Source organism: Rhizorhabdus antheiae, from assembly GCF_049889055.1.
In the GTDB taxonomy this organism is placed as follows: Bacteria; Pseudomonadota; Alphaproteobacteria; order Sphingomonadales; family Sphingomonadaceae; genus Rhizorhabdus.
In genome coordinates this window covers 495,880-520,857 of sequence record NZ_JBLTWO010000002.1, presented here as the reverse complement: position 1 = coordinate 520,857, position 24,978 = coordinate 495,880, and the positions used below count along the sequence as shown (strand labels likewise).

Annotated in this window: 28 protein-coding genes and 1 tRNA gene; 14 read left to right on the top strand and 15 right to left on the bottom strand. The window is 66.1% G+C overall.

The genetic code is table 11. The annotated features are described in order from the left end of the window. The first annotated feature begins 3 nt into the window (after positions 1–3). A complete protein-coding gene (locus ACNI3R_RS06835; protein WP_426181074.1) occupies positions 4–2,541 on the top strand; it encodes a circularly permuted type 2 ATP-grasp protein in 2,538 nt (845 codons plus the stop codon). Between the two features lie 23 nt (positions 2,542–2,564). Further along, entirely contained in the window at positions 2,565–3,443 is an 879-nt protein-coding gene (locus ACNI3R_RS06830; RefSeq protein ID WP_426181072.1) for a transglutaminase family protein, read from the top strand. On the opposite strand, the gene ACNI3R_RS06825 is transcribed toward ACNI3R_RS06830, so the two are convergent. Continuing rightward, complete coding sequence (locus tag ACNI3R_RS06825) at positions 3,440–3,886, bottom strand: DUF3429 domain-containing protein (protein WP_426181070.1); 447 nt, start codon at positions 3,884–3,886, stop codon at positions 3,440–3,442. The genes ACNI3R_RS06830 and ACNI3R_RS06825 overlap by 4 nt on opposite strands. A gap of 113 nt (positions 3,887–3,999) precedes the next feature. Between ACNI3R_RS06825 and ACNI3R_RS06820 the strand changes: the two genes are divergently transcribed. Genes ACNI3R_RS06820 through ACNI3R_RS06810 form a run of 3 tightly spaced genes read left to right on the top strand, consistent with a single transcriptional unit; the run spans position 4,000 to position 6,429 of the window. Beyond that, the gene (locus ACNI3R_RS06820; protein WP_426181481.1) at positions 4,000–4,380 is read left to right on the top strand and encodes a thiol-disulfide oxidoreductase DCC family protein; all 381 of its coding nucleotides are present in this window, start codon (positions 4,000–4,002) and stop codon (positions 4,378–4,380) included. After that, entirely contained in the window at positions 4,377–5,699 is a 1,323-nt protein-coding gene (locus tag ACNI3R_RS06815; RefSeq protein ID WP_426181068.1) for an ABC1 kinase family protein, read from the top strand. Before ACNI3R_RS06820 ends, ACNI3R_RS06815 begins: the two co-directional genes overlap by 4 nt. Continuing rightward, on the top strand, positions 5,689–6,429 hold the full coding sequence (locus ACNI3R_RS06810; protein ID WP_426181066.1) for an SDR family NAD(P)-dependent oxidoreductase: 741 nt from the start codon (positions 5,689–5,691) through the stop codon (positions 6,427–6,429). The genes ACNI3R_RS06815 and ACNI3R_RS06810 overlap by 11 nt, the downstream gene beginning before the upstream one ends. Before the next feature lie 36 nt (positions 6,430–6,465). On the opposite strand, the gene ilvD is transcribed toward ACNI3R_RS06810, so the two are convergent. Continuing rightward, complete coding sequence (ilvD, locus tag ACNI3R_RS06805) at positions 6,466–8,319, bottom strand: dihydroxy-acid dehydratase (protein ID WP_426181064.1); 1,854 nt, start codon at positions 8,317–8,319, stop codon at positions 6,466–6,468. Positions 8,320–8,424: 105 nt separating this feature from the next. Here ilvD and ACNI3R_RS06800 point away from each other — a divergent pair, with 105 nt between their 5' ends. Further along, positions 8,425–9,348, top strand: coding sequence for a LysR family transcriptional regulator (locus ACNI3R_RS06800; protein ID WP_426181478.1), 924 nt, complete (start codon positions 8,425–8,427; stop codon positions 9,346–9,348). On the opposite strand, the gene ACNI3R_RS06795 is transcribed toward ACNI3R_RS06800, so the two are convergent. Continuing rightward, positions 9,317–9,910, bottom strand: a complete 594-nt coding sequence (locus ACNI3R_RS06795) for a hypothetical protein (protein ID WP_426181062.1) — start codon at positions 9,908–9,910, stop codon at positions 9,317–9,319. The two genes, ACNI3R_RS06800 and ACNI3R_RS06795, sit on opposite strands and share 32 nt — an antisense overlap. Positions 9,911–9,988: 78 nt before the next feature. Next, complete coding sequence (locus tag ACNI3R_RS06790; protein ID WP_426181060.1) at positions 9,989–10,204, bottom strand: hypothetical protein; 216 nt, start codon at positions 10,202–10,204, stop codon at positions 9,989–9,991. Between the two features lie 283 nt (positions 10,205–10,487). On the opposite strand from ACNI3R_RS06790, the gene ACNI3R_RS06785 reads away from it, so the two are divergent. Next, positions 10,488–10,661 (top strand): DUF465 domain-containing protein, encoded by a 174-nt coding sequence (locus ACNI3R_RS06785; RefSeq protein ID WP_426181058.1) that lies wholly within the window; start codon positions 10,488–10,490, stop codon positions 10,659–10,661. Between the two features lie 8 nt (positions 10,662–10,669). On the opposite strand, the gene ACNI3R_RS06780 is transcribed toward ACNI3R_RS06785, so the two are convergent. Both ACNI3R_RS06780 and ACNI3R_RS06775 read right to left on the bottom strand, forming a co-directional pair. After that, on the bottom strand, positions 10,670–12,178 hold the full coding sequence (locus ACNI3R_RS06780; protein ID WP_426181056.1) for an ABC1 kinase family protein: 1,509 nt from the start codon (positions 12,176–12,178) through the stop codon (positions 10,670–10,672). A gap of 6 nt (positions 12,179–12,184) precedes the next feature. Next, positions 12,185–13,273: a zinc-binding metallopeptidase family protein gene (locus ACNI3R_RS06775; RefSeq protein ID WP_426181054.1), complete on the bottom strand. Its 1,089-nt coding sequence runs from the start codon at positions 13,271–13,273 to the stop codon at positions 12,185–12,187. Between the two features lie 170 nt (positions 13,274–13,443). Between ACNI3R_RS06775 and ACNI3R_RS06770 the strand changes: the two genes are divergently transcribed. From ACNI3R_RS06770 to pgeF, 6 genes are all read left to right on the top strand, one after another. Next, entirely contained in the window at positions 13,444–14,409 is a 966-nt protein-coding gene (locus ACNI3R_RS06770) for a DnaJ C-terminal domain-containing protein (protein WP_426181052.1), read from the top strand. Positions 14,410–14,456: 47 nt separating this feature from the next. Next, positions 14,457–15,380: a YihY/virulence factor BrkB family protein gene (locus tag ACNI3R_RS06765; RefSeq protein WP_426181050.1), complete on the top strand. Its 924-nt coding sequence runs from the start codon at positions 14,457–14,459 to the stop codon at positions 15,378–15,380. A 10-nt stretch (positions 15,381–15,390) separates the two neighbouring features. Further along, a complete protein-coding gene (gene fabI / locus ACNI3R_RS06760; protein WP_426181048.1) occupies positions 15,391–16,194 on the top strand; it encodes an enoyl-ACP reductase FabI in 804 nt (267 codons plus the stop codon). Positions 16,195–16,328: 134 nt separating this feature from the next. Further along, positions 16,329–17,402 carry a chorismate synthase gene (gene aroC, locus ACNI3R_RS06755; RefSeq protein ID WP_426181046.1) on the top strand — a complete coding sequence of 358 codons (1,074 nt, stop codon included), beginning with the start codon at positions 16,329–16,331 and terminating at the stop codon, positions 17,400–17,402. Next, on the top strand, positions 17,399–17,692 hold the full coding sequence (locus ACNI3R_RS06750; protein WP_426181044.1) for an acylphosphatase: 294 nt from the start codon (positions 17,399–17,401) through the stop codon (positions 17,690–17,692). Before aroC ends, ACNI3R_RS06750 begins: the two co-directional genes overlap by 4 nt. Further along, on the top strand, positions 17,689–18,459 hold the full coding sequence (gene pgeF / locus ACNI3R_RS06745) for a peptidoglycan editing factor PgeF (protein ID WP_426181042.1): 771 nt from the start codon (positions 17,689–17,691) through the stop codon (positions 18,457–18,459). Before ACNI3R_RS06750 ends, pgeF begins: the two co-directional genes overlap by 4 nt. A 64-nt stretch (positions 18,460–18,523) precedes the next feature. Here pgeF and ACNI3R_RS06740 read toward each other — a convergent pair whose 3' ends face one another. Further along, the gene (locus ACNI3R_RS06740; protein WP_426181040.1) at positions 18,524–19,309 is read right to left on the bottom strand and encodes a DUF1134 domain-containing protein; all 786 of its coding nucleotides are present in this window, start codon (positions 19,307–19,309) and stop codon (positions 18,524–18,526) included. A 157-nt stretch (positions 19,310–19,466) separates the two neighbouring features. Between ACNI3R_RS06740 and ACNI3R_RS06735 the strand changes: the two genes are divergently transcribed. After that, positions 19,467–19,559, top strand: a tRNA-Ser gene (locus ACNI3R_RS06735). Positions 19,560–19,648: 89 nt separating this feature from the next. Here ACNI3R_RS06735 and ACNI3R_RS06730 read toward each other — a convergent pair. From ACNI3R_RS06730 to ACNI3R_RS06695, 8 genes are all read right to left on the bottom strand, one after another. Continuing rightward, positions 19,649–19,999, bottom strand: a complete 351-nt coding sequence (locus ACNI3R_RS06730) for a hypothetical protein (RefSeq protein ID WP_426181038.1) — start codon at positions 19,997–19,999, stop codon at positions 19,649–19,651. Further along, entirely contained in the window at positions 19,978–20,433 is a 456-nt protein-coding gene (locus ACNI3R_RS06725) for an acyl carrier protein (protein WP_426181036.1), read from the bottom strand. Before ACNI3R_RS06725 ends, ACNI3R_RS06730 begins: the two co-directional genes overlap by 22 nt. 24 nt (positions 20,434–20,457) lie before the next feature. Continuing rightward, positions 20,458–20,874, bottom strand: a complete 417-nt coding sequence (locus tag ACNI3R_RS06720; RefSeq protein ID WP_426181034.1) for a hypothetical protein — start codon at positions 20,872–20,874, stop codon at positions 20,458–20,460. Beyond that, positions 20,849–21,313, bottom strand: coding sequence for a Panacea domain-containing protein (locus ACNI3R_RS06715; protein ID WP_426181032.1), 465 nt, complete (start codon positions 21,311–21,313; stop codon positions 20,849–20,851). The genes ACNI3R_RS06720 and ACNI3R_RS06715 overlap by 26 nt, the downstream gene beginning before the upstream one ends. A gap of 135 nt (positions 21,314–21,448) precedes the next feature. Next, positions 21,449–22,462: a zinc-dependent alcohol dehydrogenase family protein gene (locus ACNI3R_RS06710; RefSeq protein WP_426181030.1), complete on the bottom strand. Its 1,014-nt coding sequence runs from the start codon at positions 22,460–22,462 to the stop codon at positions 21,449–21,451. Next, positions 22,459–23,376 (bottom strand): polysaccharide deacetylase family protein, encoded by a 918-nt coding sequence (locus ACNI3R_RS06705; protein WP_426181028.1) that lies wholly within the window; start codon positions 23,374–23,376, stop codon positions 22,459–22,461. Before ACNI3R_RS06705 ends, ACNI3R_RS06710 begins: the two co-directional genes overlap by 4 nt. Next, positions 23,373–24,260, bottom strand: coding sequence for a polysaccharide deacetylase family protein (locus ACNI3R_RS06700; protein ID WP_426181026.1), 888 nt, complete (start codon positions 24,258–24,260; stop codon positions 23,373–23,375). The genes ACNI3R_RS06705 and ACNI3R_RS06700 overlap by 4 nt, the downstream gene beginning before the upstream one ends. Next, a complete protein-coding gene (locus ACNI3R_RS06695; protein ID WP_426181024.1) occupies positions 24,260–24,940 on the bottom strand; it encodes an isochorismatase family protein in 681 nt (226 codons plus the stop codon). The genes ACNI3R_RS06700 and ACNI3R_RS06695 overlap by 1 nt, the downstream gene beginning before the upstream one ends. Between the last annotated feature and the right edge of the window lie 38 nt (positions 24,941–24,978).

Here is a 24,978-nt window from a genome sequence, read left to right as displayed (position 1 = left end):
GTCATGCAGGGGGAGATGATGGCGGAACTGCCCGGAATGCCGAGCCTCGGAGAGGGCTGGCTTCGCAGCTATATCGCGAAGGCGGGCGCAGCCGACGTCGTGCGCGGCGACGTGGGGCGCGGCGCGCGCTGGTGGCAGAGCCTGTTCGACGGCGTGGCGCGGCAGAGCGAGGGCCGGCTCGACATGCTGCAGCAGCGCATGGTCCGGCAGGTGCGCGAACTTGGCACGGCCTATCGCTTTCCCGGCGAGGAAGTCGAACGGCCCTGGCCGGTGTCGACGATGCCGCTGCTGATTGGCGAAGACGACTGGGCGATCATCGCGGCGGGCGTGTCGCAGCGCGCCGACCTGCTCGAACGGACACTCGACGATCTTTTCGGCGAGCAGACGCTGATCGCCGGTGGAGCGCTGCCGGCAGCTCTGGTGACGGGCAACCGCGCTTTCTGGCGCTCGCAAATCGGGATCAAGCCACCCGGCGGCTACCATCTTCACATCTACGCTGCGGATCTTGGCCGCGACCCCAGCGGCCAGTGGCGCGTTCTCGACGACCATGTCCGCGCACCGGTCGGCGCGGGCTATGCCCTCGAAAACCGCCTCGCGTCGACGCGGCTGTTCGGCGCGCTCCAGACAAGGCTGCACGTCGAACGGCTCGCTCCCTTCTTCTCGGCCTTTCGGGAAGGCCTGTCGGCGGTTTGCCGGCGGGCGGAGCCGCGAATCGGCCTGCTGACGCCGGGGCGTTATAATCAGAGCTATGCCGAACAGGCGCACCTCGCCCGCTATCTGGGCCTGTTGCTGGTCGAGGGCAGCGATCTCGCGGTGCGTGAGGATGGGCTGTTCGTCCGCACGATCGAGGGCCTCAAGCGGGTCGATGCATTGTGGCGGCGGATCGACTCGCGCTTCCTCGATCCGCTGGCCTTCGATGCAGGGTCGGCCATCGGCGTGCCGGGGCTGATGGATGCGATGGCGGCGGGGCAGGCGGTGATCGCCAATGCGCCCGGAGCCGGCGCGGTTGAGTCGACAGCCATGGCCGCCTTCCTGCCGACGCTGGCGCGGCGGTTGATGGGCGAGGATCTGATCCTCCCCAATATCGCGACCTGGTGGTGCGGGCAGGACGTTCCGCGCGCGCAGGTCGAGGCGCGGCTTGACGAACTGCTGATCGCACCGGCCCTCGGCGAAACGCCGATGGGCTTGCGCAAGGGACGCCCCGTGCTGCCCTCGACACTGTCTGGCGAGGATCGCGCGCGGCTGCTCGACGATATGCGCCGCCGGCCGATGGACTATGTCGGACTGGAGGATGTGCATCTGTCGACCGCTCCGGTGGTGATCGACGGACAATTGGTGCCGCGCCCCTTCACCCTGCGCGTGTTCGCGGCGCGCGACGCCAATGGCGAATGGACGGTGATGCCTGGCGGCTTCGCGCGGATCGGGGACGAGTCCGATGCCCGCGCGACGGTGATGGGCGAGGGGGCCTTTTCGGCCGATGTCTGCGTTGTCGGCAACCGCGCGGTCGAGCCGGTATCGCTGCTTCCGCAGAAGCTGCCGATCCGCCGCAATCCCGGCACTCTCCCCAGCCGGGCGGCCGACAATCTCTTCTGGCTCGGCCGCTATCTGGAGCGCGGCGAGGCGACGCTGCGGCTGATCCGTGCGACGCTCGGCGGGTCGATCGTGGCCGACGGCGGCGCCGCGCTGGTGCCGCTGACGCTCGACCGGCTCGGCACCATGTTGATCGCCTCGGGGGCTGCGGCGCCGCTCGTCCATGAGGATGAGGAGGATGAGGAGGATCTGTTCGCCGAGGATGTCGGCGAGACGCACGACCTGCGCGAACTGGCGCTGCTGGCGCTCGACGGCGACAGCCCGGCGAGCGTCGCGACGCTGATGCGCCACGCGCGCAGCATCGCCAGTGGCACGCGCGACCGGTTGTCGGCGGACGTGTGGCGGCTCGTCGAGGCGCCGCTGCCCAAGGCCCTGTCCGAGGATGCCGAAGCTACGCTGGCACGCGCGATCGAGATGCAGGAGCGTTTCCTGGCGCTGGCCGGGCTTGCGGCGGAGAATATGGGCCGCACGGCGGGCTGGCGCTTCCACGATCTCGGCCGCCGGATCGAGCGCGCCTTGTGGGGCTGCCGTCTGGTGCGCTGTTTCGGTGGCGACGACGCCTCGTCGGACGACCTGACGACGCTGCTCGACCTGTGCGACAGCCAGATCAGCTATCGCGCGCGCTATCTGACCGGCCTGTCGCTCGAACCGGTGCGCGACCTCGTCGCGCTCGATCCCTATAATCCCCGCTCGATCGCCTATCAGCTCGAGAAGATGGCGCTGCATTTCGGCCAGCTTCCTTCGCTTGGCGACGATGGCATGGCGGAGCCGCACCAGATGATTTTCTACCGGCTCGACGCGGCGATCCGGACCGCCACCGCCGACACGCTCGATCCGGCGACAATGCTTGGGATCGAGAATATGCTGTCCGAACTGTCCAATGCTGTCGGCAGCCGCTTCTTCCTGCAGGGCAGTGAAGGTCTGCGCATGGCCGGCATGACATTGGCTTGATCGGGGGCCTGATCGAGATGATAATGCGCTACAAGGTCAGCCACCGCACCCGCTTCCGCTATGCCCATCCGGTTGCCTTCGCCCGGTGCAACCTGCGGCTGCAGCCGGTAGAATGGTCGGGACAGACCGTCCACGATCATCGCCTCCAATTGTCGCCCGGCGCGCGGATCGCCGGCACCCGGCCGATCGGCTATCTGGGTCACGTCACCCGCATGGTGGTCGACAAGCCCTCGCGCGAGATATTGATCGAGAGCATCTTCCGGATCGACGTCGATCGCCCGACGCCGGAACCACAACCGGACGATCCGACCGTAGCCGAGATCGCGGCGCTCGTGCGCGCATCGACCGATCTCGGCCCGGAAGGGCCGGCCAATTATATCTACCCGTCGCCGTCTATTCCGCTCGATCCCGAGATCACCGCCTGGTGCGCCGAGGATCTGGCGGCCGATCGCGGGATCGTGGAGGCGGGGCTTGCGCTCGCCACGCGTATCCATGCCAATTTCACCTATGACGGCAGCGCCACCGCAGTCGACACCGCGCCCATCGAGGCGTTCGAGAAGCGGCACGGCGTGTGCCAGGACTTCGCCCAGATCATGATCGCGGGGCTCCGCGGCGTCGGCCTTCCGGCCGCTTATGTGTCGGGCTATCTGCGCACCATCCCGCCGCCGGGCAAGGAACGTCTCGTCGGCGCCGACGCGACCCATGCTTGGGTGGTGATCTGGTGCGGACCGGGCCGGGGCTGGATCGGCTTCGACCCGACCAACGCCTGTCTGGTCGGCAGCGACCATATCGTGACCGCCATGGGCCGTGATTACACCGACGTTGCCCCGATCGACGGCGTCTTCACCGGTCAGGATGGTCAGAAGATCGATGTGGCCGTCGACGTGGAGCCTATAGACTAGGCAGCCGCCAGCACGAGCGTAAGCAGTCCGAGGCCGGTTGCCATACGGATGCGCAGCCCGATCCAGCCATCGGGCACATGGTAGCGCCGTGCCAATATCCGGTCGACGAAGGGCGATGCGAGCAGCAGCAGTCCCAGCGCGACCAGCGATGGTCCCGGCCAGCGCCAACCAAAGCACCAGGGCAGGAAGGTAGCCCAGGCCGCCAGGCTCGGCAGGACCGCAACCAGATAGGGCCAGCTGGCGCGCTCATTGGCCAGCAGCGCTGCCATCCACCACAGGCCACCGAGAAAGGACAGGATCAGCCCGGCATAGAGGCAGCCCGCAGCAAGCGCGATCCAGCGACCTTCGCCGCCGCCCAGCGCCGCGACGACGCACAGCGCCTGCGGGAGAATGCCGGACAGGCCGAACAGGACGAGCGGGCGGGGGAGCGAGGTCGGAGCCATCGCCGGACCGTGGCGTTGAGCCCGTGATGAGCAACATGATCTTTGGGGCAGGCGAGCGGCAATGGCCCAACGGGCAGGTCGCCGCCGGGCGACCGAGGGTGCATGGCGGACATATGGCTGACCCGTCCAGCAGCGCCGTTCCGGCGAGCGTCCCAGCCGTCACCGTCTGGTATGACGGCGCCTGCCCGCTATGCACCCGCGAAATCGCCTTGATGCGCAGGCTCGACCGCAGGAGACGGATCCAGTTCGTCGACGTCGCCGACCCCTCGTCCAGCTGCCCGCTCGACCGGTCGGACCTGCTCGCGCGCTTTCACGCCGAGGAGCAGGGCCGTATGCTGTCTGGGGCTGCCGCCTTTGCGGCGATGTGGCGCGCCATTCCGCTGCTGCGACCGTTCGGGCTGCTTGCACGGTTCGGCCCGGTCGAACGGCTGCTCGAGCGGCTCTACATGCATTTTCTGCGCTGGCGACCGGCGCTGCAGAGGAGATTGAGATGAGCGAAGCCACCTATCGTCGCGTGCCGACGGCCCGGCTGTCGCGTTTTCTGTCGCTGGGCCAGATGGCGGGCGGGGTTGCGGGCGGCGTGCTCGCCGAAGGCGCACGGCGGCTGTCGCGCGGCGAGCGGCCACAGCTGTCCGAACTGATCCTGACACCGGCCAATGCCAAGCGGGTGACCGAGCAGCTGTCGCGGATGCGCGGCGCGGCGATGAAGCTCGGTCAGATGATCTCGATGGATGCGGGCGACGTGCTGCCGGCCGAACTGACCGCCATCCTCTCGAAGCTGCGCGAATCCGCGCACCGCATGCCGCCGTCGCAGCTCGACTCGGTGTTGCGGGCCGAATGGGGCAAGGACTGGCGCCGGCGCTTCGAGCGTTTCGATGCCACGCCGATGGCGGCCGCCTCGATCGGGCAGGTCCATCGTGCGACGATGCCCGGAGGCCGGGCGCTGGCGGTGAAGGTCCAATATCCGGGCGTCGCCGCCAGCATCGACGCCGATGTCGACAATGTCGCGAGCCTGCTCGGCATGACCGGCCTGCTGCCCGAGACTCTCGACATCGCGCCGCTGCTGGAGGAGGCCAAGCGCCAGCTGCACGAGGAGGCCGATTACCGGCGCGAGGCCGAGCAGATGAAACGCTATGCCGGGCTGCTCGAGGGCGAGACGGGTTTCGCCATCCCCCGTCCGGTCGACGATCTGTGCGGAGACGCGATCCTGGCGATGGATTATATGCCGGGCCAGCCGATCGAGACGTTGCGCGACGCCCCGCAGGCGATGCGCGACACCGTCATGGAGCGGCTGTTCGGTCTGGTGCTGCGCGAGCTGTTCAGCTTCGGCTACATGCAGACCGACCCGAATTTCGCCAATTATCGCTGGCGTCCCGATAGCGGGGAAATCGTGCTGCTCGATTTCGGAGCGGCCCGCGCGGTGGAGCAAAGGACGGTCGCAGCCTATCGCCAGCTGATGGCTGCAGGTCTGTCCGAAGACCGTGACGCGCTGCGGGCCTCGCTGGTCGAGGTCGGCTTCGTCGCGCCACAGACGATCGAGCGCCACGGCGCCGCGCTCGATGCGATGATCGACGTGATGATGCGGCATCTCGGCCGGCCGGGCCTGTTCGACTTTTCCGATCGCGCCTTCGTGGAGCCGCTGCGCCGCCATGGCCGGACGATCGCCGCCGACCGGACCGCCTGGCATATTCCTCCGATCGACACGCTGTTCGTCCAGCGCAAGATCAGCGGCACCGCGCTGCTGGCGATCCGCATGGAGGCGAAGCTGCCGCTGCGCGACATGGTGGCCGAGGCGATCGCACATGGCGGCTGAAGACCCTCGCGCGGGGCAGGCGGCGATCGTCTTCGGCGCGAGTGGCGGCATCGGTCGCGCGCTGGCGACGGCCATCGCCGCCAGCGGCCGGTTCGCAACGGTCCACGGTGGCGGCCGAAAGGCCCCGGAAGGCTTGCCGGATACGGTAAGCCCGTTTCATTTCGACCTGACCGATGAAGCCTCGATCGAGGCGGCCGTCGGCGCGATCGAACAGCCGATCGGGCTGGCGATCGTCGCGACCGGCCTGTTGCACGATGGCGGACGGGGTCTGTCGCCCGAGAAGAGCTGGCGGGCGATCGACGGGGTGGCGATGGCGCGGCTGTTCGAAATCAACACGATCGGGCCGGCGCTGATCGCCAAGCATGTCATTCCGCGCCTGCCGAGGCAGGGCCGGGCGGTCTTCGCGGCCTTGTCGGCGCGGGTCGGCTCGATCGGCGACAACCGGCTCGGCGGCTGGCACAGCTATCGCGCGAGCAAGGCGGCGCTCAACATGCTGCTGGCCAATTTCGCGATCGAACTGGGCCGCACCCATCCCGACGCGATCGTCGCGGGTCTGCACCCCGGCACGGTCGACACCGGCCTGTCCGAACCCTTCCAGCGCGGTGTGCCGACCGAAAAGCTGTTCACGCCGGAAAAGTCTGCGACCTGCCTGTTGCAGGTGCTCGATGGCCTTACACCCGAGCAGAGCGGATGCATTTTCGCCTGGGACGGTCAGCCTATTCCCTGGTGAAAGGACGGGCGCCCTGTCGGAGGGCGCCCCCCACGGTCAATGCTTCTCGATCTGGCTCACGTCGCGGATAGCGCCGCGCGCGGCGTTGGTGGTGAGGGCGGCATAGGCGCGCAGCGCGGGTGAGACCGCGCGCTTGCGCCCGAAGGGTTTCCATGCCTTGTCGCCGCGCGCGATCATTTCCTCATGCCGCGCCGCCAGTTCGGCTGCGTCGACGTCGAGGGTGATGCCGCGATTGGGGATGTCGATCAGGATCGGATCGCCCGTCTTGACCAGCGCGATCAGCCCGCCCTCGGCCGCTTCGGGCGAGACATGGCCGATCGACAGGCCCGATGTTCCGCCCGAGAAGCGCCCGTCGGTAATCAATGCGCAGGCCTTGCCGAGCCCCTTCGACTTCAGATAGCTGGTCGGGTAGAGCATTTCCTGCATGCCCGGCCCCCCCTTGGGGCCTTCGTAGCGGATAACCACCACATCGCCTTCCTTGACCTCGTTGCCGAGGATCCCGGCAACGGCCGCGTCCTGGCTTTCATAGACGCGCGCGGTACCATGGAAGGTGAGGATGCTGTCGTCGACGCCGGCGGTCTTCACGATGCAGCCTTCGGGGGCGAGATTGCCGAACAGGACGGCAAGGCCGCCATCCTTCGAGAAGGGATGCTCGGCGCTGCGGATCACGCCGGTCTCGCGGTCGAGATCGAGTTCCTTCCAGCGGTTGCTGGTGCTGAAGGCGACCGTGGTGCGGACGCCGCCCGGCGCCGCCTTGAAGAATTCGCGCACGCTCTCGCTGCTCGTCCGGCCGATGTCCCAGCGCGCGAGCGCATCGCCCAGCGTGGGGGCATGGACGGTCGGCAGGCTGGCATCGATCAGTCCCGCCTTTTCGAGCTCGCCAAGGATCGACATGATCCCGCCGGCACGGTGGACGTCCTCCATATGGACGTCGTTCTTGGCCGGCGCGACCTTGCACAGGCAGGGGACGCGGCGCGACAGCCGGTCGATATCGGCCATGGTGAAGGGCACCTCGCCCTCATAGGCGGCGGCGAGCAGGTGGAGCACGGTGTTGGTCGACCCGCCCATCGCGATATCCAGGCTCATCGCATTTTCGAAGGCGGCGAAGCTCGCGATCGAGCGGGGGAGTGCGCTGGCATCGTCCTGCTCGTACCAGCGCCGGGCGAGGTCGACGATCGTGCGGCCGGCCTCGCGGAACAGCTTCTCGCGATCGGCATGGGTGGCTAGGACCGAGCCGTTGCCCGGCAACGACAGGCCCAGCGCCTCGGTCAGGCAGTTCATCGAATTGGCGGTGAACATGCCCGAGCAGGAGCCGCAGGTCGGGCAGGCCGACCGCTCGATGACCTGGACCTCTTCGTCGCTATATTTGTCGTCGGCGGCGACCACCATCGCGTCGACGAGGTCGAGCGCCACGGTCTGCCCGCGAATATCGGCCTTGCCGGCTTCCATCGGCCCGCCAGACACGAAGATCGCGGGAATGTTGAGGCGCATCGCGGCCATCAGCATGCCCGGCGTGATCTTGTCGCAATTGGAGATGCAGACCATCGCGTCGGCGCAGTGGGCGTTGACCATATATTCGACGCTGTCGGCGATCAGGTCGCGGCTCGGCAGCGAATAGAGCATGCCGTCATGGCCCATGGCGATGCCGTCATCGACCGCGATGGTGTTGAACTCCTTGGCGACGCCGCCCGCTGCCTCGATCTCGCGTGCGACCAGCTGGCCGAGGTCCTTGAGGTGGACGTGGCCGGGCACGAACTGGGTGAAGCTGTTGGCGACGGCGATGATCGGCTTGCCGAAATCCTCATCGGTCATGCCGGTGGCGCGCCACAGGCCGCGCGCGCCGGCCATGTTGCGGCCATGGGTGCTGGTGCGTGAACGGTAATGCGGCATCGATCGCTCCGGTGTTGGTCGCCTCTCTCTTACTGCCACCGCTACGCCTGTCGCATCATGTCGTAAAATATATTATAGAGCAGCTATTAGGTTGCAGGAGATATGATGGACATCCGCCAGCTTCGCCATGCGCTGGCCGTCGCCGACACGCTCCACTTCGGCCGCGCCGCAGAGCGCCTCGGCATGACGCAGCCGCCGCTGAGCCAGTCGATCCTGGCGCTGGAACGCGAACTTGGCGCAAGTCTGTTCCTGCGGTCGCGGCGCAGCGTCGCGCTGACCGCGTTCGGCCGGCAGTGGCTCGAGGAGGTGCGGCCGGCCGTCGCTGCGATCGACGAACTCGGAGACAGCGCGCGGCGGCTGCTCGCCGGGCAGGCGGGGCGGCTCGCCCTCAGCTTCGTCAGCACCGCCGACTATAGCGTCCTGCCCACGATCGTGCAGCGCTACGCCGCCGCCTTTCCCGACGTGAGCATAGCGCTGCAGGAAGCAACCAGCGACGTCCAGATCGAGGCATTGCTCGAAGGCAGGGCCGATGCAGGAATCATCATCCCCAGCCTGGCCTCGCTGCCGCCCCGGCTGAGCTATCGGGCGCTGCTGCAGGAGCCCCTGATCGCAGCGGTGCCCGAGGCCTGGGTCGAAGAAGGGCGGCTGACGCTGGTCGACGGGCATCTCGCCGGTTACGCCTGGATGGAGGAGCCATTGCTGCTCTTCCCCGCGCGAGTGTCGCCCGATTTCCACGAGCTCGTCACCGGCTTCTACCGCGCACAAGGGCGCGAGCCCGTGATCCGACAGGAGGCGATCCAGATGCAGACCATCGTCAGTCTGGTGTCCGCCGGCATGGGGCTCGCGCTGGTGCCGAGCTCGATGCGGCACCTCGCTCGCACGGGAACGCGCTATCTGCCGCTGGCCGAGCCGGCTCCTGTGCTCGAAACCGGGCTTGCCTGGCTGAGCGCCAACCCAGCGCCGACCTTGCTGGCGCTGATCGAGGTCGTCTCGGCGATCAGCGGATCGGACGGACCTCCACCACCTTGAGGTGCGAGAAGAACGTGCCACGCGGCACCATCGCCTGGAACTGCGACCAGCGTCCGGCGAGATAGCGGCAGCTCTTCGGATCGACCTGCGGGCCGATCGGGCCGATCTTCACCGGGACCGGCGTCACCACCTCATAGGTGACGACCCGGTCGACCTGCGGCTTCCAGTCATCGCGCACCGCAAGCCGCTCGCGTACGTCCTCGACGCTGGTGATCCGGTCGAATGTGCCGAAGCTGCCCGGCATTTCGGGCGTCTGCGTGCCACCGATCGCCATCTGGAAGCGCGTGCCGACGGGCAGGGTGCTGTCATAGGCGCTGTACCAGTCTGGCCAGGGGGAGGCCCCGCCGACCAGCAGTGCATAGGCCTTGGTCGCGGCCTCATCGTCGGCATAGCGCCAGCGATTGGCATCCCACCAGATCTTGCCCGGCGGGCTGTCGAGCGAGTCGGCGCCCTTGCCGCAGGACGGTGCCGGGACGGCGGCGGCCGTGCGTACGGTTCCGGTCTGCGCACAGGCCGCCGCCAGCAGCAGGAGCAACGGCGTCGCACGTTTGACGATCTTCATGTTTCGTACCCCCAACAATTCCCCTGCGCTGTGATAGCTTGGGGTGGAGGGGTGAGGCGAGCCTCTTCGTGGGGCGGATCAGTCGCGCAAGCGGACGTCAGAATTGCCCCAGCGCGCGCGTTGGGCTCGTTCGCGCTGGACCTGGGCGGGGGACTTCATGGTCCGGAAACCGCGCGCATAGCGACGGCGGCGGCGCGCGCGCCAGTCGTGGACGACAGCGATGACGACCCAGCCGAGGATCACCGATCCGAAGAGCGACAGCGCGCCCCATTGGATGATCGGTTCGTTGATCACTTCGCTGCTCCTTGACTGGGTCCCAGGCTTCCGGGTGGTCCTATAATAGCAGGCTGGCGGTGAAGCGGGTGTAAACGACTGTAATGTGCAGCTCGTTTACAATTGCTCCGTTGATGCCCCTTGAAAGCTGACAATGCCGCCTCATATCGGAGATGCGGGCCGGGCCCCTCTGGCGATCCTGCGGGATCGTGATGTCGGACCGCATCGGGTGATCTCGATGCCGGGTCCGGTTCCAAAACCCCGCGACAGGTCCCCCGATCGATCAGATCGAAGGGAACCCGCAATGTCCACCATGATGTACCGCCTGACCGATATCCGCCACCGGATCGAGGAAGAGATTCGATCGGAGCTGTCGCGCCGCTCGCCCAGCTTTCTGCGCCTTCTCCGCCTGCGCCGCCTTGACGCGCTGGTGCGCGAGCGGCTGTCGATGCGACTCCGGACGCTGGCGCCGGCCTGAGGCAGGGCTCAGCGGAGTCCGATGGCTGCCGCGATCAGCGCCGATCCGGCAAAGATCGCCGCCGCAAGCCAGCGCAGCGTTCCGATAAGCGCAGAGGACGAGTCCGCTCGCGCGCTCGGCGCCGGCGCCTCAAGGCGCGCGACCGCCGCCCGAATAAGGCGCGGCGCATCGTCGCCAGCGCGGAGCAGTTCGCGGCCGACCGACTCGAGGGTGGTTTTCCACCGCGCCGGCGACAGGCGGTGCATCGCGATGCGCAGGGTCGACCGCTCGATCGCCTGCGACAGGTCGAAATCGGGGACGATGCCCGACAGCACGCCGTCGATCGTCATCAGCGCCTTGAAGATCAGCAGCAGATCGGCGGGCAGGACCAGCTTTTCGGCGCGCATGAGGGCCATGAAGTCGGCGACCATCGCCGCGAGCACTATGCGCTGTCCGCCATGCCGCGCGATCAGCCGGTTGGCGGTCCGGTGGATGTTGGCGGCGGGCACGACCCCGGTCGACCAGTGCTGCAGCACGCTCGCCAGTTCCTCTGGATCGGAGGTGGCGAACGAGCGGACGAAATCGATGAACTCTTCCCGGCGGCGCGGCGAGACATGGCCCAGCATGCCCAGGTCGAGCAGGGCGATCCGATTGCCCTCCAGGCACAGCAGGTTGCCGGGATGCGGATCGGCATGGAAGCGGCCGTTGATCAGCACCATGTCGAGGACGAGATCGGCGCCGAGTTCGGCGATCGCCTGCGGCTCTACGCCTATGCTGCGCAAAGCTTCGGCGCTGCTCGGCGGGACGCCGTCGACATGGTCCATGACGAGCAGCGTTTCCGACGTCCATTGCCAGTGGATCTCGGGCACCACCACGCGCGGATCGTCGCGAAAGTCGGCACGCAGCCGTTCGGCGTTGCGGCCCTCATTGGCGAAGTCGAGTTCCTCCAGCACGGCATCGGCCAGGCTGCGGACGAGTTCAGTGGGGGCATAGCGCCGCATCTCGGCGCTGCTCGCCTCGGCTATGGTCGCCAGCTGCGCGAGCAGGCGCAGGTCGGCGCGCATCCGTTGGTCGATGCCGGGGCGGCGGATCTTGAGGACGACCGGGCGCCCGTCATGCGTGGTCGCGCGATGAACCTGCGCCATCGATGCGGCTGCCAAAGGCTGGACGTCGAAGGACGCGAAGGCCTCTTCCGGCGGTTCTCCAAGAGCTTGCTCGACGATATCGCGAATCCGTTCGAAGGGCAGGGTCGGGGCGTTGCTGTGCAGCGCCTCCAGTTCGGCGATCCAGTCGGGCGGCAGCAGGTCACTGCGGGTCGCAAGAATTTGACCCAGCTTGATGAAGGTCGGTCCCAGCGCCTCCAGCGCGAGACGGGTGCGGCGCGGTAGGGCATCGTCGCCAGGATCGCCGCCCTCCGATGCCGCGCGATCGAGGCCGAGGCGCGAGAGCAGAACGCTTAAACCGAAGCGCGAAGCGATACCCAGGATTTCGGCCAGACGCTCCCGGTCCCGCGCGGCCACGCACAAGCTCTGCAGCATCGCCGATCAGCCGATCGCCCGGCCCGCCGCCTTGGCGATCAGCCGGTTCACATAGTCGATCTTGCCGGTGACCGCCGGCGACAGGTGGAAGGGATAGAGGTCGGGCTGCCCCATGCTGCGGTTGATCGTGTTGAGCGCGAAGCTCCACGGGATCATCTGCCGGCCCAGCGCCTCGGTCGAGGCGGTGTAGGGATCGAAATCGACATGGCCGGCGGGGGTGGCATCGGGGCCGTCGAGCGCGGCCATGCGCATGTCGAATCCACCGATCGAGGCGAGCGTGTCGACCATGTGCAGATAATGGGCGAAGGTCTCCGCGAAATCCTCCCACGGATGCGACGTCGCATAGTAGCTGACATGCTCGTCGGTCCAGATCTTGGATCCCTGGGCGGCATAATGATCGGCGAGCGCCTGCGAATAATCGAGGCGGTCGTCGCCGAACACCGCGCGACAGGCCTCGAGCTCCGCGGGGTCGATTTCGACCAGCCGGGCCCAGTAATGATGGCCGACTTCATGGCGAAAATGTCCCAGCAGGGTGCGATAGGGCTCCCCCATCCGCGTTCGCGCCCGTTCGCGCTCCGCATCGTCCGCCTCGATCAGGTTGAGCGTGATGAGACCGTCGTCATGGCCGGTATAGACCTCCGGTTCGCCCTGTATCTCGGCTGAGGGGTCGTAGAGAAAGTCGAATGCAAGCCCCTGAATATTGGCAGATTCTTGACCCTTGGTTTCCAGGGGGAGTCCAAGCTTGATCAGCGTGTGGAACAGGCGCCGCTTGGCGGCCTCGATGCGCGCCCAGCGTTCCGGCACCGTCGAAACGGTCAGGTCGGGTATGGTGTGGTTGTGACGGCACGCCCGGCAATAGGGGCTGTCGTCGGCCGCCGGGACCAGCCAGTTGCAAACGCCGTGATCGTCATTGTTCGCGCAGACGACCACGTCACGCGCCTGGCCGCCCTCGCTACGCCAGGTGGTTGCGCCATCGCCCAGGAAGAGAAAGGCGTCCACATCGGGGGCGTAGCCGAGGGTGAAGCCGCAGCCCGGACACACCCGCGCCTCGAAATGGAGGGGGCGGTGGCAGTTCGGGCAGGGGAAAGGCGCCATGATGAGGGCAACTCGCTTGCAGTTGGAACGATCAGGCCGCAGAACGCGGGGCAGGCCGGGCAAGTTGCCGCCCGATCGATGTATTTTTCACTTGCGGAACGGCACGCCGGCACACATCTCACTTGTGGCATTTATGCAACAGGTGCGACGTTAGGATGACGACGACGACGATGGCTGATCTCTATTCGAAGCTGGGGCTGAAGCGCGGGGCGGACGAGGCCGAGATCAAGAAGGCTTATCGCAAGCTGGCGAAGGAGCTTCACCCCGATCGCAACAGCGAAAATCCCAAGGCAGCCGAGCGCTTTGCGGAGCTGACGGCCGCCTATGACCTGCTGTCGGACCGCGACAAGCGCGCGCAATATGACCGGGGCGAGATCGACGAGCAGGGCAATCCGCGCGGCCCCTTCGGCTTTGGCGGGCGCGGCGGCGGCGGGTTCAACCCCGGTGCGGGCCCGGGCGGCGCCAGTTTCGAGTTCGGCGACGGTGCGGACTTCGGCGATATCTTCGAAGGCATATTCGGCCGGTCGCGCGGCGCTGGCGCCGGTCCCGGCCCTGGTGCTGCCCGACGGGGCGGCTTCGGCGGCTTTGGTACACAGGGCGGCGGGCGCCCGATGCGCGGCGCGGACGTGTCCTACAAGCTGAGCGTCCCCTTCGAAGATGCTGCCGCGCTCAAGCCGCAGCGGATCAGCCTGCCGAGCGGCAAGACGATCGACGTCAAGCTGCCCAATGGCGTCGAGACCGGCACCCAGATGCGGCTTGCCGGGCAGGGGGACGAGGGTCCGGGCGGGCGCGGCGACGCGATCGTCACGGTCGAACTGCGTCCGCACCGCTATTTCACCCGCGACGGCGACGACGTCCGGCTTGACCTGCCCGTCGCTCTGGAAGAGGCGGTGCTGGGCGAAAAGGTCCGCGTGCCGACCGTGGACGGCGCGGTCATGCTCGCTATCCCGAAGGGCACCACATCCGGCAAGACGCTGCGCCTGAAAGGCAAGGGTTTCCATCGCAAGGATGGCAGCCGCGGCGATCAGCTGGTCACGGTCATGATCGATATTCCGCAGGGGGATGCGGAACTTGAAGCCTTTGTCGAGCGCTGGAGCGGCAAGGGCCAGCGCAATCCGCGCGCCCAGTTCGAATAGGCGAAGGAACGGGCGGGTGACGGCAGGGGTTTCGGGGCGGTTTCGCGATGCTGGATGAATCCCCCGAAGCCCGCCGCCAACGCCCCCTCGAAACCCATCTCGACCAGCTCCGCCCTGGTGGACGCATCTTCCTGGTGCTCAAGCGCGCGGCGATCGGCGTCTATTCGGACGGGTTCATCCACGCCGGCAACATCGCCTATCTCGCGCTGTTGACGATGTTTCCTTTCTTCATCGTCATGGCGGCGCTGGCGCAGCTGGTCGGGCGGACCCCCGATGTCCAGCAAGCCGTCTATGGTTTCCTCGCAACGGTGCCGACATCGGTCCGCGATCTCGTCGCTCAGCCCATCAACGACGTTCTTGCCGCCAACAACAAGGGGACGCTGCTCTGGTTCGGCGCGCTGATCGGGCTGTGGACCGTGGGCAGCTTCGTCGAAACGATCCGCGACATCCTTTACCGCGCTTATGGCGTGAAGCCGAGCAAGGGATTCTGGCATTATCGCGCGGGGAGCATCCTGATCATCGTCGTGTCGGTGGTCATGGCGATGGCCGCGTTCAGCGCGCAGGTCGTGCTGACCGGCGTCGAGCAGTTCGTCGTCCGGCTGCTGCCCTTCGCGGAAGGGTTCACCGCGCTGATCAGCGTCTCGCGCATCGCCCCGCTGCTTATGCTTATCGGTGCACTCTACGCCTTGTTCACGGTTCTCGCCCCGGCACGCTACCGGATGACGGGTTGCCCCAAATGGCCGGGCGCCCTGTTCACCGCCAGCTGGTGGATGGCGGTGACGATGCTGCTGCCCCTCGTCGTGGGTGCTTTCGGCGGCTATGGGCGCACCTATGGCAGTCTGGCGGGGGTCATCGTGACCCTGCTGTTCTTCTGGCTGGTGGGGTTGGGGCTGGTCTTTGGCGCGCACCTCAACGCGGCACTAGCCGAAACCCCGGAAACTTCTGTAAAGGAAGCCGCGCCGAACGAATAAGGGAGTTGTCGTGGCCGGTTTGATGAAGGGGAAACGCGGGCTGATCATGGGCCTTGCCAATGATCGGTCGCTGGCTTGGGGCATCGCCAAGGCTCTCCACGAGCAGGGCGCCGAGATGGCGTTCAGCTATCAGGGCGAGGCACTCGAACGGCGCGTGCGGCCGCTGGCCGAGCAGGTCGGTTCCGATTTCCTGATCGAGTGCGACGTGTCGACCGCCGAGGGTGTCGATGCGGCCTTCGCCACGCTGGCGGCGCGCTGGCCCAAGATCGACTTTCTGGTCCACGCGATCGGCTTTTCGGACAAGAACGAGCTGCGCGGCCTCTATGTCGACACCAGCCTCGAAAATTTCCTGCTGACGATGAACATCTCGGCCTACAGCTTCGTCGCGGTCACCCGCCGGGCGCGGGCGATGATGCCCGAGGGCGGCTCGATCCTGACGCTCAGCTATTATGGCGCCGAAAAGGTCGTGCCCCATTACAACGTCATGGGCGTCGCCAAGGCGGCGCTGGAAACCAGCGTCAAATATCTGGCGATGGACCTGGGCCCCGAGAATATCCGCGTCAACGCGATCTCCGCCGGCCCGATCAAGACGCTGGCGGCCAGCGGCATCGGCGACTTCCGCTACATCCTCAAGTGGAACGAGCTCAACTCGCCGCTGCGTCGCAACGTGACGATCGAAGATGTCGGCGGGGCAGGGGTCTATCTTCTGTCCGACCTCGCATCGGGCGTGACCGGCGAAATCCACCATGTCGACGCCGGCTACAACGTCATCGGAATGAAGGCCGAGGACGCGCCCGACATCGCGCTGGCGTGATCGCATCGGGCGGCGCGCGTCGCGGCCCTGCACGAACGGAATAGAGAAGATATCATGAACGCGCTGGAGGCAGGCCTTCATCCTCCCAAGCCCGAGGCTTGGGCCCCGCACTCTTACCAGAAGGGAGAGGGCTGATGTCGTTCAACAGCTTCGGCCGCGTTTTCCGCTTCAGCACCTGGGGCGAGAGCCATGGACCGGCGATCGGCGCCGTCGTCGACGGTTGCCCGCCGGGCCTGGAGATCAGCGAGGCGGCGATTCAGCCCTGGCTCGACAAGCGCCGCCCGGGTACCTCGCGCTTCACCACCCAGCGGCAGGAGCCCGATCAGGTCCGCATCCTGTCGGGGGTTTTCGACGGCCGGACGACGGGTACGCCGATCAGCCTGATGATCGAGAATGTCGACCAGCGCTCGAAGGATTATTCGGAGGTCGCGCTCGCCTATCGGCCGGGTCATGCCGATTATGCCTATGACGCCAAATATGGCTTCCGCGACTATCGCGGCGGCGGGCGCAGCTCGGCGCGCGAAACCGCGTCGCGCGTCGCGGCGGGCGCGGTCGCGCGGCTCGTCATCCCCGAGGTGCGGATCCGTGCCTATCTGACCGAATTGGGCGGCGATGCGATCGACCGTGCCGCGTATGACGATGCGGCGATCGACGAGAATCCGTTCTTCTGCCCGGATCGTGCGGCTGCCGCACGGTGGGAAAGGATCGTCGACGAGGCGCGCAAGGCAGGCTCGTCGGTCGGCGCGATCGTCGAATGCGTGGCCGAGGGTCTGCCGGCGGGATGGGGCGCGCCGCTCTATGCCAAGCTCGACAGCGAACTGGCATCGGCCTGCATGTCGATCAACGCGGTCAAGGGTTTCGAGATCGGCGACGGCTTCGACGCGGCCCGGCTGACGGGCGAGAGCAACGCCGACCCGATGCGGCCCGGCCCCGACGGGCGGCCCGAATTCCTCGCCAACCATGCGGGCGGCGTTGCGGGCGGCATTTCGACCGGTCAGCCGCTGATCGTGCGGATCGCGCTCAAGCCGACCTCGTCGATCCTGACCCCGGTCGAGACGATCGGGCGCGATGGTGCTGCGGCCGACATCCGCACCAAGGGGCGGCACGACCCCTGCGTCGGCATCCGCGCTGCGCCGGTGCTCGAGGCGATGGTCGCGCTGGTCCTGGCCGATCAGAAACTGCTCCACCGCGCGCAGGTCGGCGCGTGACCGAAACCGAAGCCCGGGTTGCCCGGCGCGTGCGGATCACCGGCAAGGTGCAGGGCGTCTGGTTTCGCGCCTGGACGGTTCAGCAGGCGACCGAACTCGGCCTCGATGGCTGGGTCCGCAACCGGCTCGACGGATCGGTCGAGGCGCTGGTCAGCGGCGCACCGGCCAAGGTCGAGGCCTTCATCGAGCGCTGCCATAGCGGATCGCCGGCAAGCCGGGTCGACCGCGTCGAGGTGGAGGGCACCCCCGGTATCGTCGCCGCCGGCTTCACGCAGAAGCCGACCGTATGAGCGATCGCCCCGTTCCCATTCGCGTTTCGGCGCTCGAAGGCTTGCCGCATGGCTTTCTCGGCCGCGAGGGCGGGGTGTCGCAGGGCATCCACGCCGGTCTCAATGTCGGCCTGGGGTCCGACGACGACCGCGATGCCATAATGGAGAATCGCCGCCGTGCGGTCGAGGCGGTTGCGCCCGGACATAAGCTCGTCACCCTCCACCAGGTCCATTCGCCCGACGTCGTGACCGTGACCGAGCCCTTTGTGGACGATGCCCGTCCGCATGCCGATGCGCTGGTGACCGCGACGCCCGGGCTGCTGCTGGGCATCCTCACCGCCGACTGCGTGCCGGTGCTGTTCGCCGACATAGAAGCCGGGGTAGTCGGCGCGGCTCATGCCGGCTGGAAGGGCGCAATCACCGGCGTGACCGACCGAACGCTCGACGCGATGGTCGCGCTCGGCGCCGATCGGGACAGGATCATCGCGGCGATCGGCCCGTGCATCGCGCGCGCCTCTTATGAGGTCGACGCGGCGTTCGTCGCGCGGTTCGCCGACGCCGACCCCGAGAATGAGCGCTTTTTCGCCGATGGTCGCCGCGCGGGCCATGCCCAGTTCGACATCGAGGCCTATGTCGCGCATCGCCTGGCGCAGGCCGGGGTGGGGCGGGTGATCGCGCTCGGCGAGGACACCTATGCGCAGCCGGATCGCTTCTTCAGCTTCCGTCGTGCGACGCATCGCGGCGAACCCGGCTATGGCCGCCAGATCTCGCTGATCGGCCTGCCCTGAAAAGCGAAGCGCCGCCGGGCCGGGTGGCCGGGCGGCGCAAGCCTGTCGAACGTTGCCGTGCTCCTTAGAAGGGCAGGATTTTCGACTTCTTGGTGAAATTCATATAGCCGACATTGACGCCGAGCCGCCAGCCGACGCCGAGCCGGATGGGGATCAGCACCACGTCGCCGCGCCGCAGATAGGTCGCGGTGAAGCCGCCGATCACATAGGCCGTGCCCTCGACCGCCGGGAAACGCTGATAGATGTCGGCGCTGTCGTACAGATTATAGACGAGGACGAAGCTCTTGGCGCCATTGGCGCCGAGATCGAAGCCGAGCGACGGGCCGGTCCAGTAGATCGGCTGCTGCCCCTCGACCTTGTGGAACAGCGTGCCCGAGCCATAGCGGACGCCGACGATCACTGCGCCGCCGGCTTCCCGGCCCGCAATATAGGCATTGGGCTTGCCCTGTTCGGCGAAGATCTTCTCGATCAGCTTGGCGAGGCCCTGCGCGCCCTTGCCGAAGGTGCCCTCGGCCGCGCTCAGCACGTCGTCCTGCGCATAGGTGCCGCCCTCGACCGCCTCGACCGCCTGCGCGCGGGTCGACGTGGGCATGGGACTGCCCTCCACCCGCAGGGCTTCGTCGGCGGCCGTCGCCGTGTCGGTCGGGGCCGGCGCGTCGGCGGGTGCATCAGCCGGCGTTGCCGCCGCTGCGGGTGCGCTGACGGTCGTACCGTAATTGGCTTCGCTGGCGGGCACGGCGGCAAGATCGCTCGCCTGGTTCGGGTCGACCGTCCGCACCTGAGCCTGCGCCGTCGCCGACACCGCCAAGGCCATTGCCGCGCTGAATCCCAGCGTCATCGTCCTGAACATCGCATCCTCCGGAAAACTGCCTTGGCCGTGCGTCTTAAAGCGCCTTTTGGCTGTCGCTGCAATGAACGCCATCCTGAATATTACTGGCGAAAAAATTGCTGACACAGCCTGTTGATCCCGCCGCACCTGCCCGCTATAGCCCGGCCTCTGCCGACCCGGAGACGTGGGTGAGTGGCTGAAACCAGCGGTTTGCTAAACCGCCGTACCGGTAAATCTGGTACCGAGGGTTCGAATCCCTCCGTCTCCGCCAATTCTGTTGAAATCATTGGTTTTTTTCAGGATTTCCCGAAAACTACCACATAGCCTACCACAAAGGTGTTTGGCTTCGGTTGGCGCTGATTACGACGTAACGCCTAAGTCGGCGCGCATGGCTTCCTTCATATCTTCGTGCGCTTTGTCGCGGCCCGGACGGTCGCCGTTCGTTTCAACGATCCGGCAAACGGCGTCCCGAACGTTGGCGGACCCGACCAACTCGCATCGCATTTGCCAATATGCGAAATGCTTTGCAGCTTCGTCCGTGCCTTCGACGGCGGCGCGATGATACGCCTCTAGCAAACCGACATAGGCGGCTTGCTTTTCTTTGAAGCTACGTTCGGTTTTGGCAGCGCGTTGGGACAACCACGACTGGATTAACGCCGTCACGATAGAGCCAAGCCCAAAGGCTGTTATCAGTTGTATGACTTCGACCATGCCCCTGCCTTCACCGCTTCTATCAGTTCGGCGACCGTTATCGCCAATTCAGACTTGGCCGATTTGCGACGCGGCAACTTTGACAGTCCCCAATATGCCGCGAATACGAAGGCCAACGCCAACAACATCGCTGCCCATTTCGGCCAATTCAATGCCGCCCCGGTGGCTCCTCCCGCCGCTGCGAATGGCACAACAACAGCTGTGTTCCATAAAGACAAGCCTTCCGGTGAGAAGTGTCGTGACCAATTTTCTTGAAGTGATAAGAAATCTGTGCCGAACCGCTGATTGACTTTAACGAAAAATTCAACTGCGTCATCGCCGTCCATGCCTAAGTCTTCTCGCAAGCGCGACGATGGTTGAATCCTTTCGATAGGAAGTCTTCGTTCGCGGGCCAACATCTGCGCTATATCAGATTCTACGTCGTCGTTGGCCATGCTGGACACTCGACGGTTCAAGATTCAGCCTATACGCTTCTTGAAGTGATTGCCGATGACTCCAACCAAAAGTCCGGCGGTCATGATGCTTTGAAGGTGAGACACGTCCTCGCCGCCTAACCAGCGCCAACACGAAGGCGCTGCCATATGCCACAACCACACGCAACCAACGCCTGTGATGGCCAGAGCAGCCGCCCATAGCGCGCAAATGGCGATAAGCTCGAAATGATGGCGAAAGCGTTGGTTCCGGTTGTGCTCGCGGCGATCAGCGTCGCGCTTCAGTTCTTCCGGAGATGCGTTGCGTGAGAGAAACTCGGCCTCAGCCCATGCTTTTTCAATGGAAGCGCTATCGTTCGAAGCCGCTTGTTCGGCACGAGGGAGGCCGGGAATTTGCGGCGTTGGAACGCCGCCCTTTTCAGGCGGTGGTTCCGTTTCGTTCACGCGACAATCGCTGATAGTGTGCACCAATAAGGTCGTTGGAAATTACGGTGCCAAATTCACCTTGGTGGTAAGTCTGCGCCCAAGGCGTTTCCGGCATGTGCGTAATGTTGGACAGCGAAATACCGTCCATGTTTCCGTAGATTCGGAAAACCTGTTGAACCATATCGTCTTCGTAATAGTCCAACGCTTCTTGTGGTGCCCACATTGGGGCAGTGACCGGGGAGCGCCCGTAGCTGCGAACGCCGTTATAAACGTCGCGCACAACCGGGCCATACTTCCAGGCTTCGACAGGCTGTGCGATGAGCGGGCGACCGTTCAAACCAAGCATCCAGCCATGTGCGATATAAACAAGCTTTAGAACTTGCATGGGGGTCAGCGACCGCCCTTGTTCCCTTGCGAGTTCAAGAAAGCGGTTCGCGACGATGCGTGCATCAGCCATTTCGAACCCTTACCCGTCAGCGGCTACGCGCAATGCGCGCCGAATGCCATCGTCTAATATAGGCTCGTTATCGCGTTTCTGCAATGTTCTCTTTCCGCGTGTGCACCGAGCGAACCCCGGCCGGCACACATGGTCTTATCCCACCTTGATCAGCACCTTGCCGAGATGCGCACCCGACTTGAGGTAGCGACACGCCTCCAGCGCTTCGTCGAAGGCGAAGGTCCGGTCGATCACCGGTGCGAAGCCGGTCGATTCCATCGCGCGGACGAGGCGGACGAGCATCGCGCGGCTGCCTTCGGCGATGCCCTTCAGCGTGATGTTCTTGCCGATGATGCTGCCATAATTGGGCAACGGCCCGTCGGAGCCGGTGACGCCGATGATGACGATGCGGGCGTTGACCGCGCAGGCGTTGATCGACTGGGGCAGGGTGTTCTGGCCTCCGGTCTCGACCACGATATCGGCGCCGCGTCCGCCGGTCTGGCGCTGAAGCTCGGCCGCCCAGTCGGGATGCGTCGCATAGTTGATCGTGTAATCCGCGCCGAGCGCGCGCGCCTGATCGAGCTTGGCGTCGCTCGACGAGGTGATGGCGGCGAAGGCGCCATTGGCCTTGGCGATCTGCAGCGCGGCCATCGCGACCCCGCCGGTGCCCAGCGCCACGACGAGGTCGCCCGCGCGGACCTGTCCGACTTCGACGACGGCATGCCAGGCGGTGAGCGTCGCAGCGGCCAGCGGGGCTGCGGCTTCGTCGCTCAGGCTGTCGGGCACCTTGACCAGTGCGGCGGCGGGAACCTTGACATATTCGGCCATCCAGCCGTCGAGCATGGTGCCGAGGTCGGCGCCGAAATGGCGCATCTCGAACGGTCCGTCGATCCAGGACACGAAATGGGCGAGGATGGCGCGGTCGCCCACGGCGATGCCCGTCGCGCCTTCGCCGAGCGAGACGACTTCGCCGAGACCCTCGGAGAAGGGAATGCGGTCTTCGGCCTTCCTGGCACCATAGCGGCCTTCGAGGATCTGGAGGTCGCGGTTGTTGAGACAGACGAAGCGGACCTTCAGGACCGCTTCGCCGGGGCCGGCGACCGGCATGGGGCGCTCGACAAGGGTCAGCGATTCAAGGCCGTTCTGCGGACCGAGTTGATAGGCTTTCACGCTTGGCTCCTGTAGGAATCGAGGATGTCGCACCCGCGCGCAAACCATGTCGCGGGGCTGGCTTTCAGATCGGCGAGGAGGCGCTCGAAGGCGTCCATCCGATAGGGCAGGCCGATGATATAGGGGGTGAGGTGCAGCGGCAGCAACCGCCCGCCGCCGCCGTCCGCCGCTTCGGCCGCGAGCCAGGCCTGCGCGTCGAGCATCTGCTCGGCATAGCTGTCGACCGACTGCTGTTGCACGTTGATGATCTGCCGGTCCGACAATTCATGGTTCAGGGGCAGGTTGACCAGCCCGTTGGCGAAGCTCCACGGCATGTCGTCATTGGCCCAGTCGCAGCCATATTCGATGCCGGCCTCGACCAGCAGGTCGGGCGTGGCGAAGCTTTGCGAACGGGCGATCGAATGCCAGCCGCGCGGCGCCGTGCCGGTCTGATCCGACAGGGCCGCGATGCTGTCGCGGATCAGGCGGCGCTCGTCCTCTACGGGCAGGGTGGAGGCGATCGTGCCGTTCATGTCGGTCGAATGGGCGATCACCTCATGGCCGGCGTCGACGATGTCGCGGATGACCGAAGGATAGCGCCGTGCGATGGCGCCGTTCGCGGCGACCGAGACCTGAACACCCGCCTTGGCGAAGGCGTCGAGCAGCCGGTAGAAGCCGATCCGGGTGCCATATTCGCGCGCGGTATAATGGCGATAGTCGGGATAGGCCGTCTGCATGTGCCCCGGCGCGCGGAAGGGCGTGTCCGAGGGCGTGATCGGGAACCATTCGAGGCTGACCACGATCCAGACCGCCACGCCCTTGCCGTCCGGCCAGGCCAGCGGCTTGCGCGTCGGCATCGCCGAATAGGCATAGAGATCATGATCATAGCCGAGCCGGCGGCGCGGATAGTCGAGATAGCTGGGATCGAGGCTCATGCGTCGGCTCCTCCATGCGCCGCGCGCCATGCGTCGGCGATGTCGCCCGAGCGGGTGATCCACGCCCGGCCATCGGCGGCGATCTGGCGCAGCACCTCCTCGAAGGCGCCGATGCGGTGCGGCTGACCGATCAGATAGGAGTGGAGCGGAATGCACATGACGGTGCCCGAAGGCTCGTCGGCCAGTCGCTCGAACTGCCGGATCAGCGTGCGGGCGTATTCGCGCGGGCTCATATTATAGATGAAGAAGCCATAATGGTCGTTGACCTCGAGGCTGTAGGGCATCGAGATCAGGTCGCCGCTCGCGGTCTTCACGCGCTGGGGCTGGTCGTCGTGATAGAGGTCGCAGGTGTAGTCGAGCCCATATTCGGCGATCAGGTCGAGCGTGCGCGGCGTATGGGTGAGGGCGGGGGCGAGCCAGCCGCGGATCGTCTGCCCGGTCGCGTCGCGCACGGTGCGGATCGAGTCCTCGATGATCGCGCGCTCCTGCGCCTCGTCCATGCCGTAGGAATAGCGGGTGTTGTAGATGCCGTGGCTGAAGAACTCCCACCCGCGCGCATTGGCATCCGCGACCACGTCCGGATGGTGCTGGCACAAGGCGACCGACAGGCTGACCGAGCCGGGAAAGCCGTGCCGGCTCATCACGTCGGCCATGCGCCAATGTCCGACCCGGTTGGCATAATCGCGATGGGAATAGCCGACCACATCCGGGTGCGGCCTGGCCCAGGACGCGCGGTGCGGGTTCTTCGGCGGGTCGATCTCATAATATTCGAGATTGGGCGACACCCAGACCGCGACCTTCTTGTCGCCCGGCCAGCTGAACGGCTTGCGCCCGCGATAGGGCGAGAAATCGTACAGCTCGGGGTCGGGGCTGCCTTCCTGCATCAGCGCGCCTCCAGCCAGTCGATCACGGTCTGCACCGGCTCGACGTCGGCATATTTGAGCTGCAGGTCGGTCAGATTGGCGAAGTGATAGGATTCATGCTTGTCGGCGCAGGTCTCGATCGGAACGATCGTACGATAGCCGCGGCTCAGACTGTCGACGGCGGTGGCGCGCACGCAGCCCGAGGTCGAGCCGCCGGTGATCACCACCGTATCGACCTTGTGCCACACCAGCAGGCTCTGCAGCGGCGTCTCGAAAAAGGCCGAGGGCATGCGCTTGGTGTAGATGGTGTCGGCAGGATCGATCTCGCAGCGCTCGTCGAAGGCGTGGCGGTCGGATTCATATTTGATGTTCTGCAGGCTGTCGGGGGTGTTGGTGCGGGTGCCCCAGACGCCGGCATCGCTTGCGTCCTCGGCATAGGCGACATGCGTCCAGATGACCGGCATGCCCTTGTCCCGCGCCAGGCGCGAGATGCTGTTGGTGTATTCGATCTGGCGAGGGTCGGTCTCGTAGGCGGTCTTGTACCGGTCTATCCGCGTATAGGCGTTCTGGAAGTCGACATTGACGATGGCCAGCTTCTCGCCAAAGCCGAATTTGGCGCGCGAGGGGTTGGCCATCACCTGCTCGAAGATCTGACGGGCGGTCCTGTCTTCACAGATCATTTTCGTCCCGACGATGCCCATAGCGTTTCCATCCGTGATCTCGTGGTGCCGGAGCCCGC

What these genes read in the sequence shown, in the direction of transcription:
- ACNI3R_RS06800 (WP_426181478.1), top strand. Translation starts at nt 8,425, where the DNA reads ATGGACATCCGCCAGCTTCGCCATGCGCTGGCCGTCGCCGACACGCTC.
- ACNI3R_RS06700 (WP_426181026.1), bottom strand. Translation starts at nt 24,260, where the DNA reads ATGCAGGAAGGCAGCCCCGACCCCGAGCTGTACGATTTCTCGCCCTAT.
- ilvD (WP_426181064.1), bottom strand. Translation starts at nt 8,319, where the DNA reads ATGCCGCATTACCGTTCACGCACCAGCACCCATGGCCGCAACATGGCC.
- ACNI3R_RS06835 (WP_426181074.1), top strand. Translation starts at nt 4, where the DNA reads ATGCAGGGGGAGATGATGGCGGAACTGCCCGGAATGCCGAGCCTCGGA.
- ACNI3R_RS06765 (WP_426181050.1), top strand. Translation starts at nt 14,457, where the DNA reads ATGCTGGATGAATCCCCCGAAGCCCGCCGCCAACGCCCCCTCGAAACC.
- pgeF (WP_426181042.1), top strand. Translation starts at nt 17,689, where the DNA reads ATGAGCGATCGCCCCGTTCCCATTCGCGTTTCGGCGCTCGAAGGCTTG.
- ACNI3R_RS06725 (WP_426181036.1), bottom strand. Translation starts at nt 20,433, where the DNA reads ATGGCCAACGACGACGTAGAATCTGATATAGCGCAGATGTTGGCCCGC.
- ACNI3R_RS06695 (WP_426181024.1), bottom strand. Translation starts at nt 24,940, where the DNA reads ATGGGCATCGTCGGGACGAAAATGATCTGTGAAGACAGGACCGCCCGT.
- ACNI3R_RS06780 (WP_426181056.1), bottom strand. Translation starts at nt 12,178, where the DNA reads ATGCTGCAGAGCTTGTGCGTGGCCGCGCGGGACCGGGAGCGTCTGGCC.
- ACNI3R_RS06795 (WP_426181062.1), bottom strand. Translation starts at nt 9,910, where the DNA reads ATGAAGATCGTCAAACGTGCGACGCCGTTGCTCCTGCTGCTGGCGGCG.
- ACNI3R_RS06825 (WP_426181070.1), bottom strand. Translation starts at nt 3,886, where the DNA reads ATGGCTCCGACCTCGCTCCCCCGCCCGCTCGTCCTGTTCGGCCTGTCC.
- ACNI3R_RS06820 (WP_426181481.1), top strand. Translation starts at nt 4,000, where the DNA reads ATGGCTGACCCGTCCAGCAGCGCCGTTCCGGCGAGCGTCCCAGCCGTC.
- ACNI3R_RS06740 (WP_426181040.1), bottom strand. Translation starts at nt 19,309, where the DNA reads ATGTTCAGGACGATGACGCTGGGATTCAGCGCGGCAATGGCCTTGGCG.
- aroC (WP_426181046.1), top strand. Translation starts at nt 16,329, where the DNA reads ATGTCGTTCAACAGCTTCGGCCGCGTTTTCCGCTTCAGCACCTGGGGC.
- ACNI3R_RS06830 (WP_426181072.1), top strand. Translation starts at nt 2,565, where the DNA reads ATGCGCTACAAGGTCAGCCACCGCACCCGCTTCCGCTATGCCCATCCG.
- ACNI3R_RS06715 (WP_426181032.1), bottom strand. Translation starts at nt 21,313, where the DNA reads ATGGCTGATGCACGCATCGTCGCGAACCGCTTTCTTGAACTCGCAAGG.
- ACNI3R_RS06705 (WP_426181028.1), bottom strand. Translation starts at nt 23,376, where the DNA reads ATGAGCCTCGATCCCAGCTATCTCGACTATCCGCGCCGCCGGCTCGGC.
- ACNI3R_RS06770 (WP_426181052.1), top strand. Translation starts at nt 13,444, where the DNA reads ATGGCTGATCTCTATTCGAAGCTGGGGCTGAAGCGCGGGGCGGACGAG.
- ACNI3R_RS06815 (WP_426181068.1), top strand. Translation starts at nt 4,377, where the DNA reads ATGAGCGAAGCCACCTATCGTCGCGTGCCGACGGCCCGGCTGTCGCGT.
- ACNI3R_RS06785 (WP_426181058.1), top strand. Translation starts at nt 10,488, where the DNA reads ATGTCCACCATGATGTACCGCCTGACCGATATCCGCCACCGGATCGAG.
- ACNI3R_RS06810 (WP_426181066.1), top strand. Translation starts at nt 5,689, where the DNA reads ATGGCGGCTGAAGACCCTCGCGCGGGGCAGGCGGCGATCGTCTTCGGC.
- ACNI3R_RS06730 (WP_426181038.1), bottom strand. Translation starts at nt 19,999, where the DNA reads ATGGTCGAAGTCATACAACTGATAACAGCCTTTGGGCTTGGCTCTATC.
- ACNI3R_RS06775 (WP_426181054.1), bottom strand. Translation starts at nt 13,273, where the DNA reads ATGGCGCCTTTCCCCTGCCCGAACTGCCACCGCCCCCTCCATTTCGAG.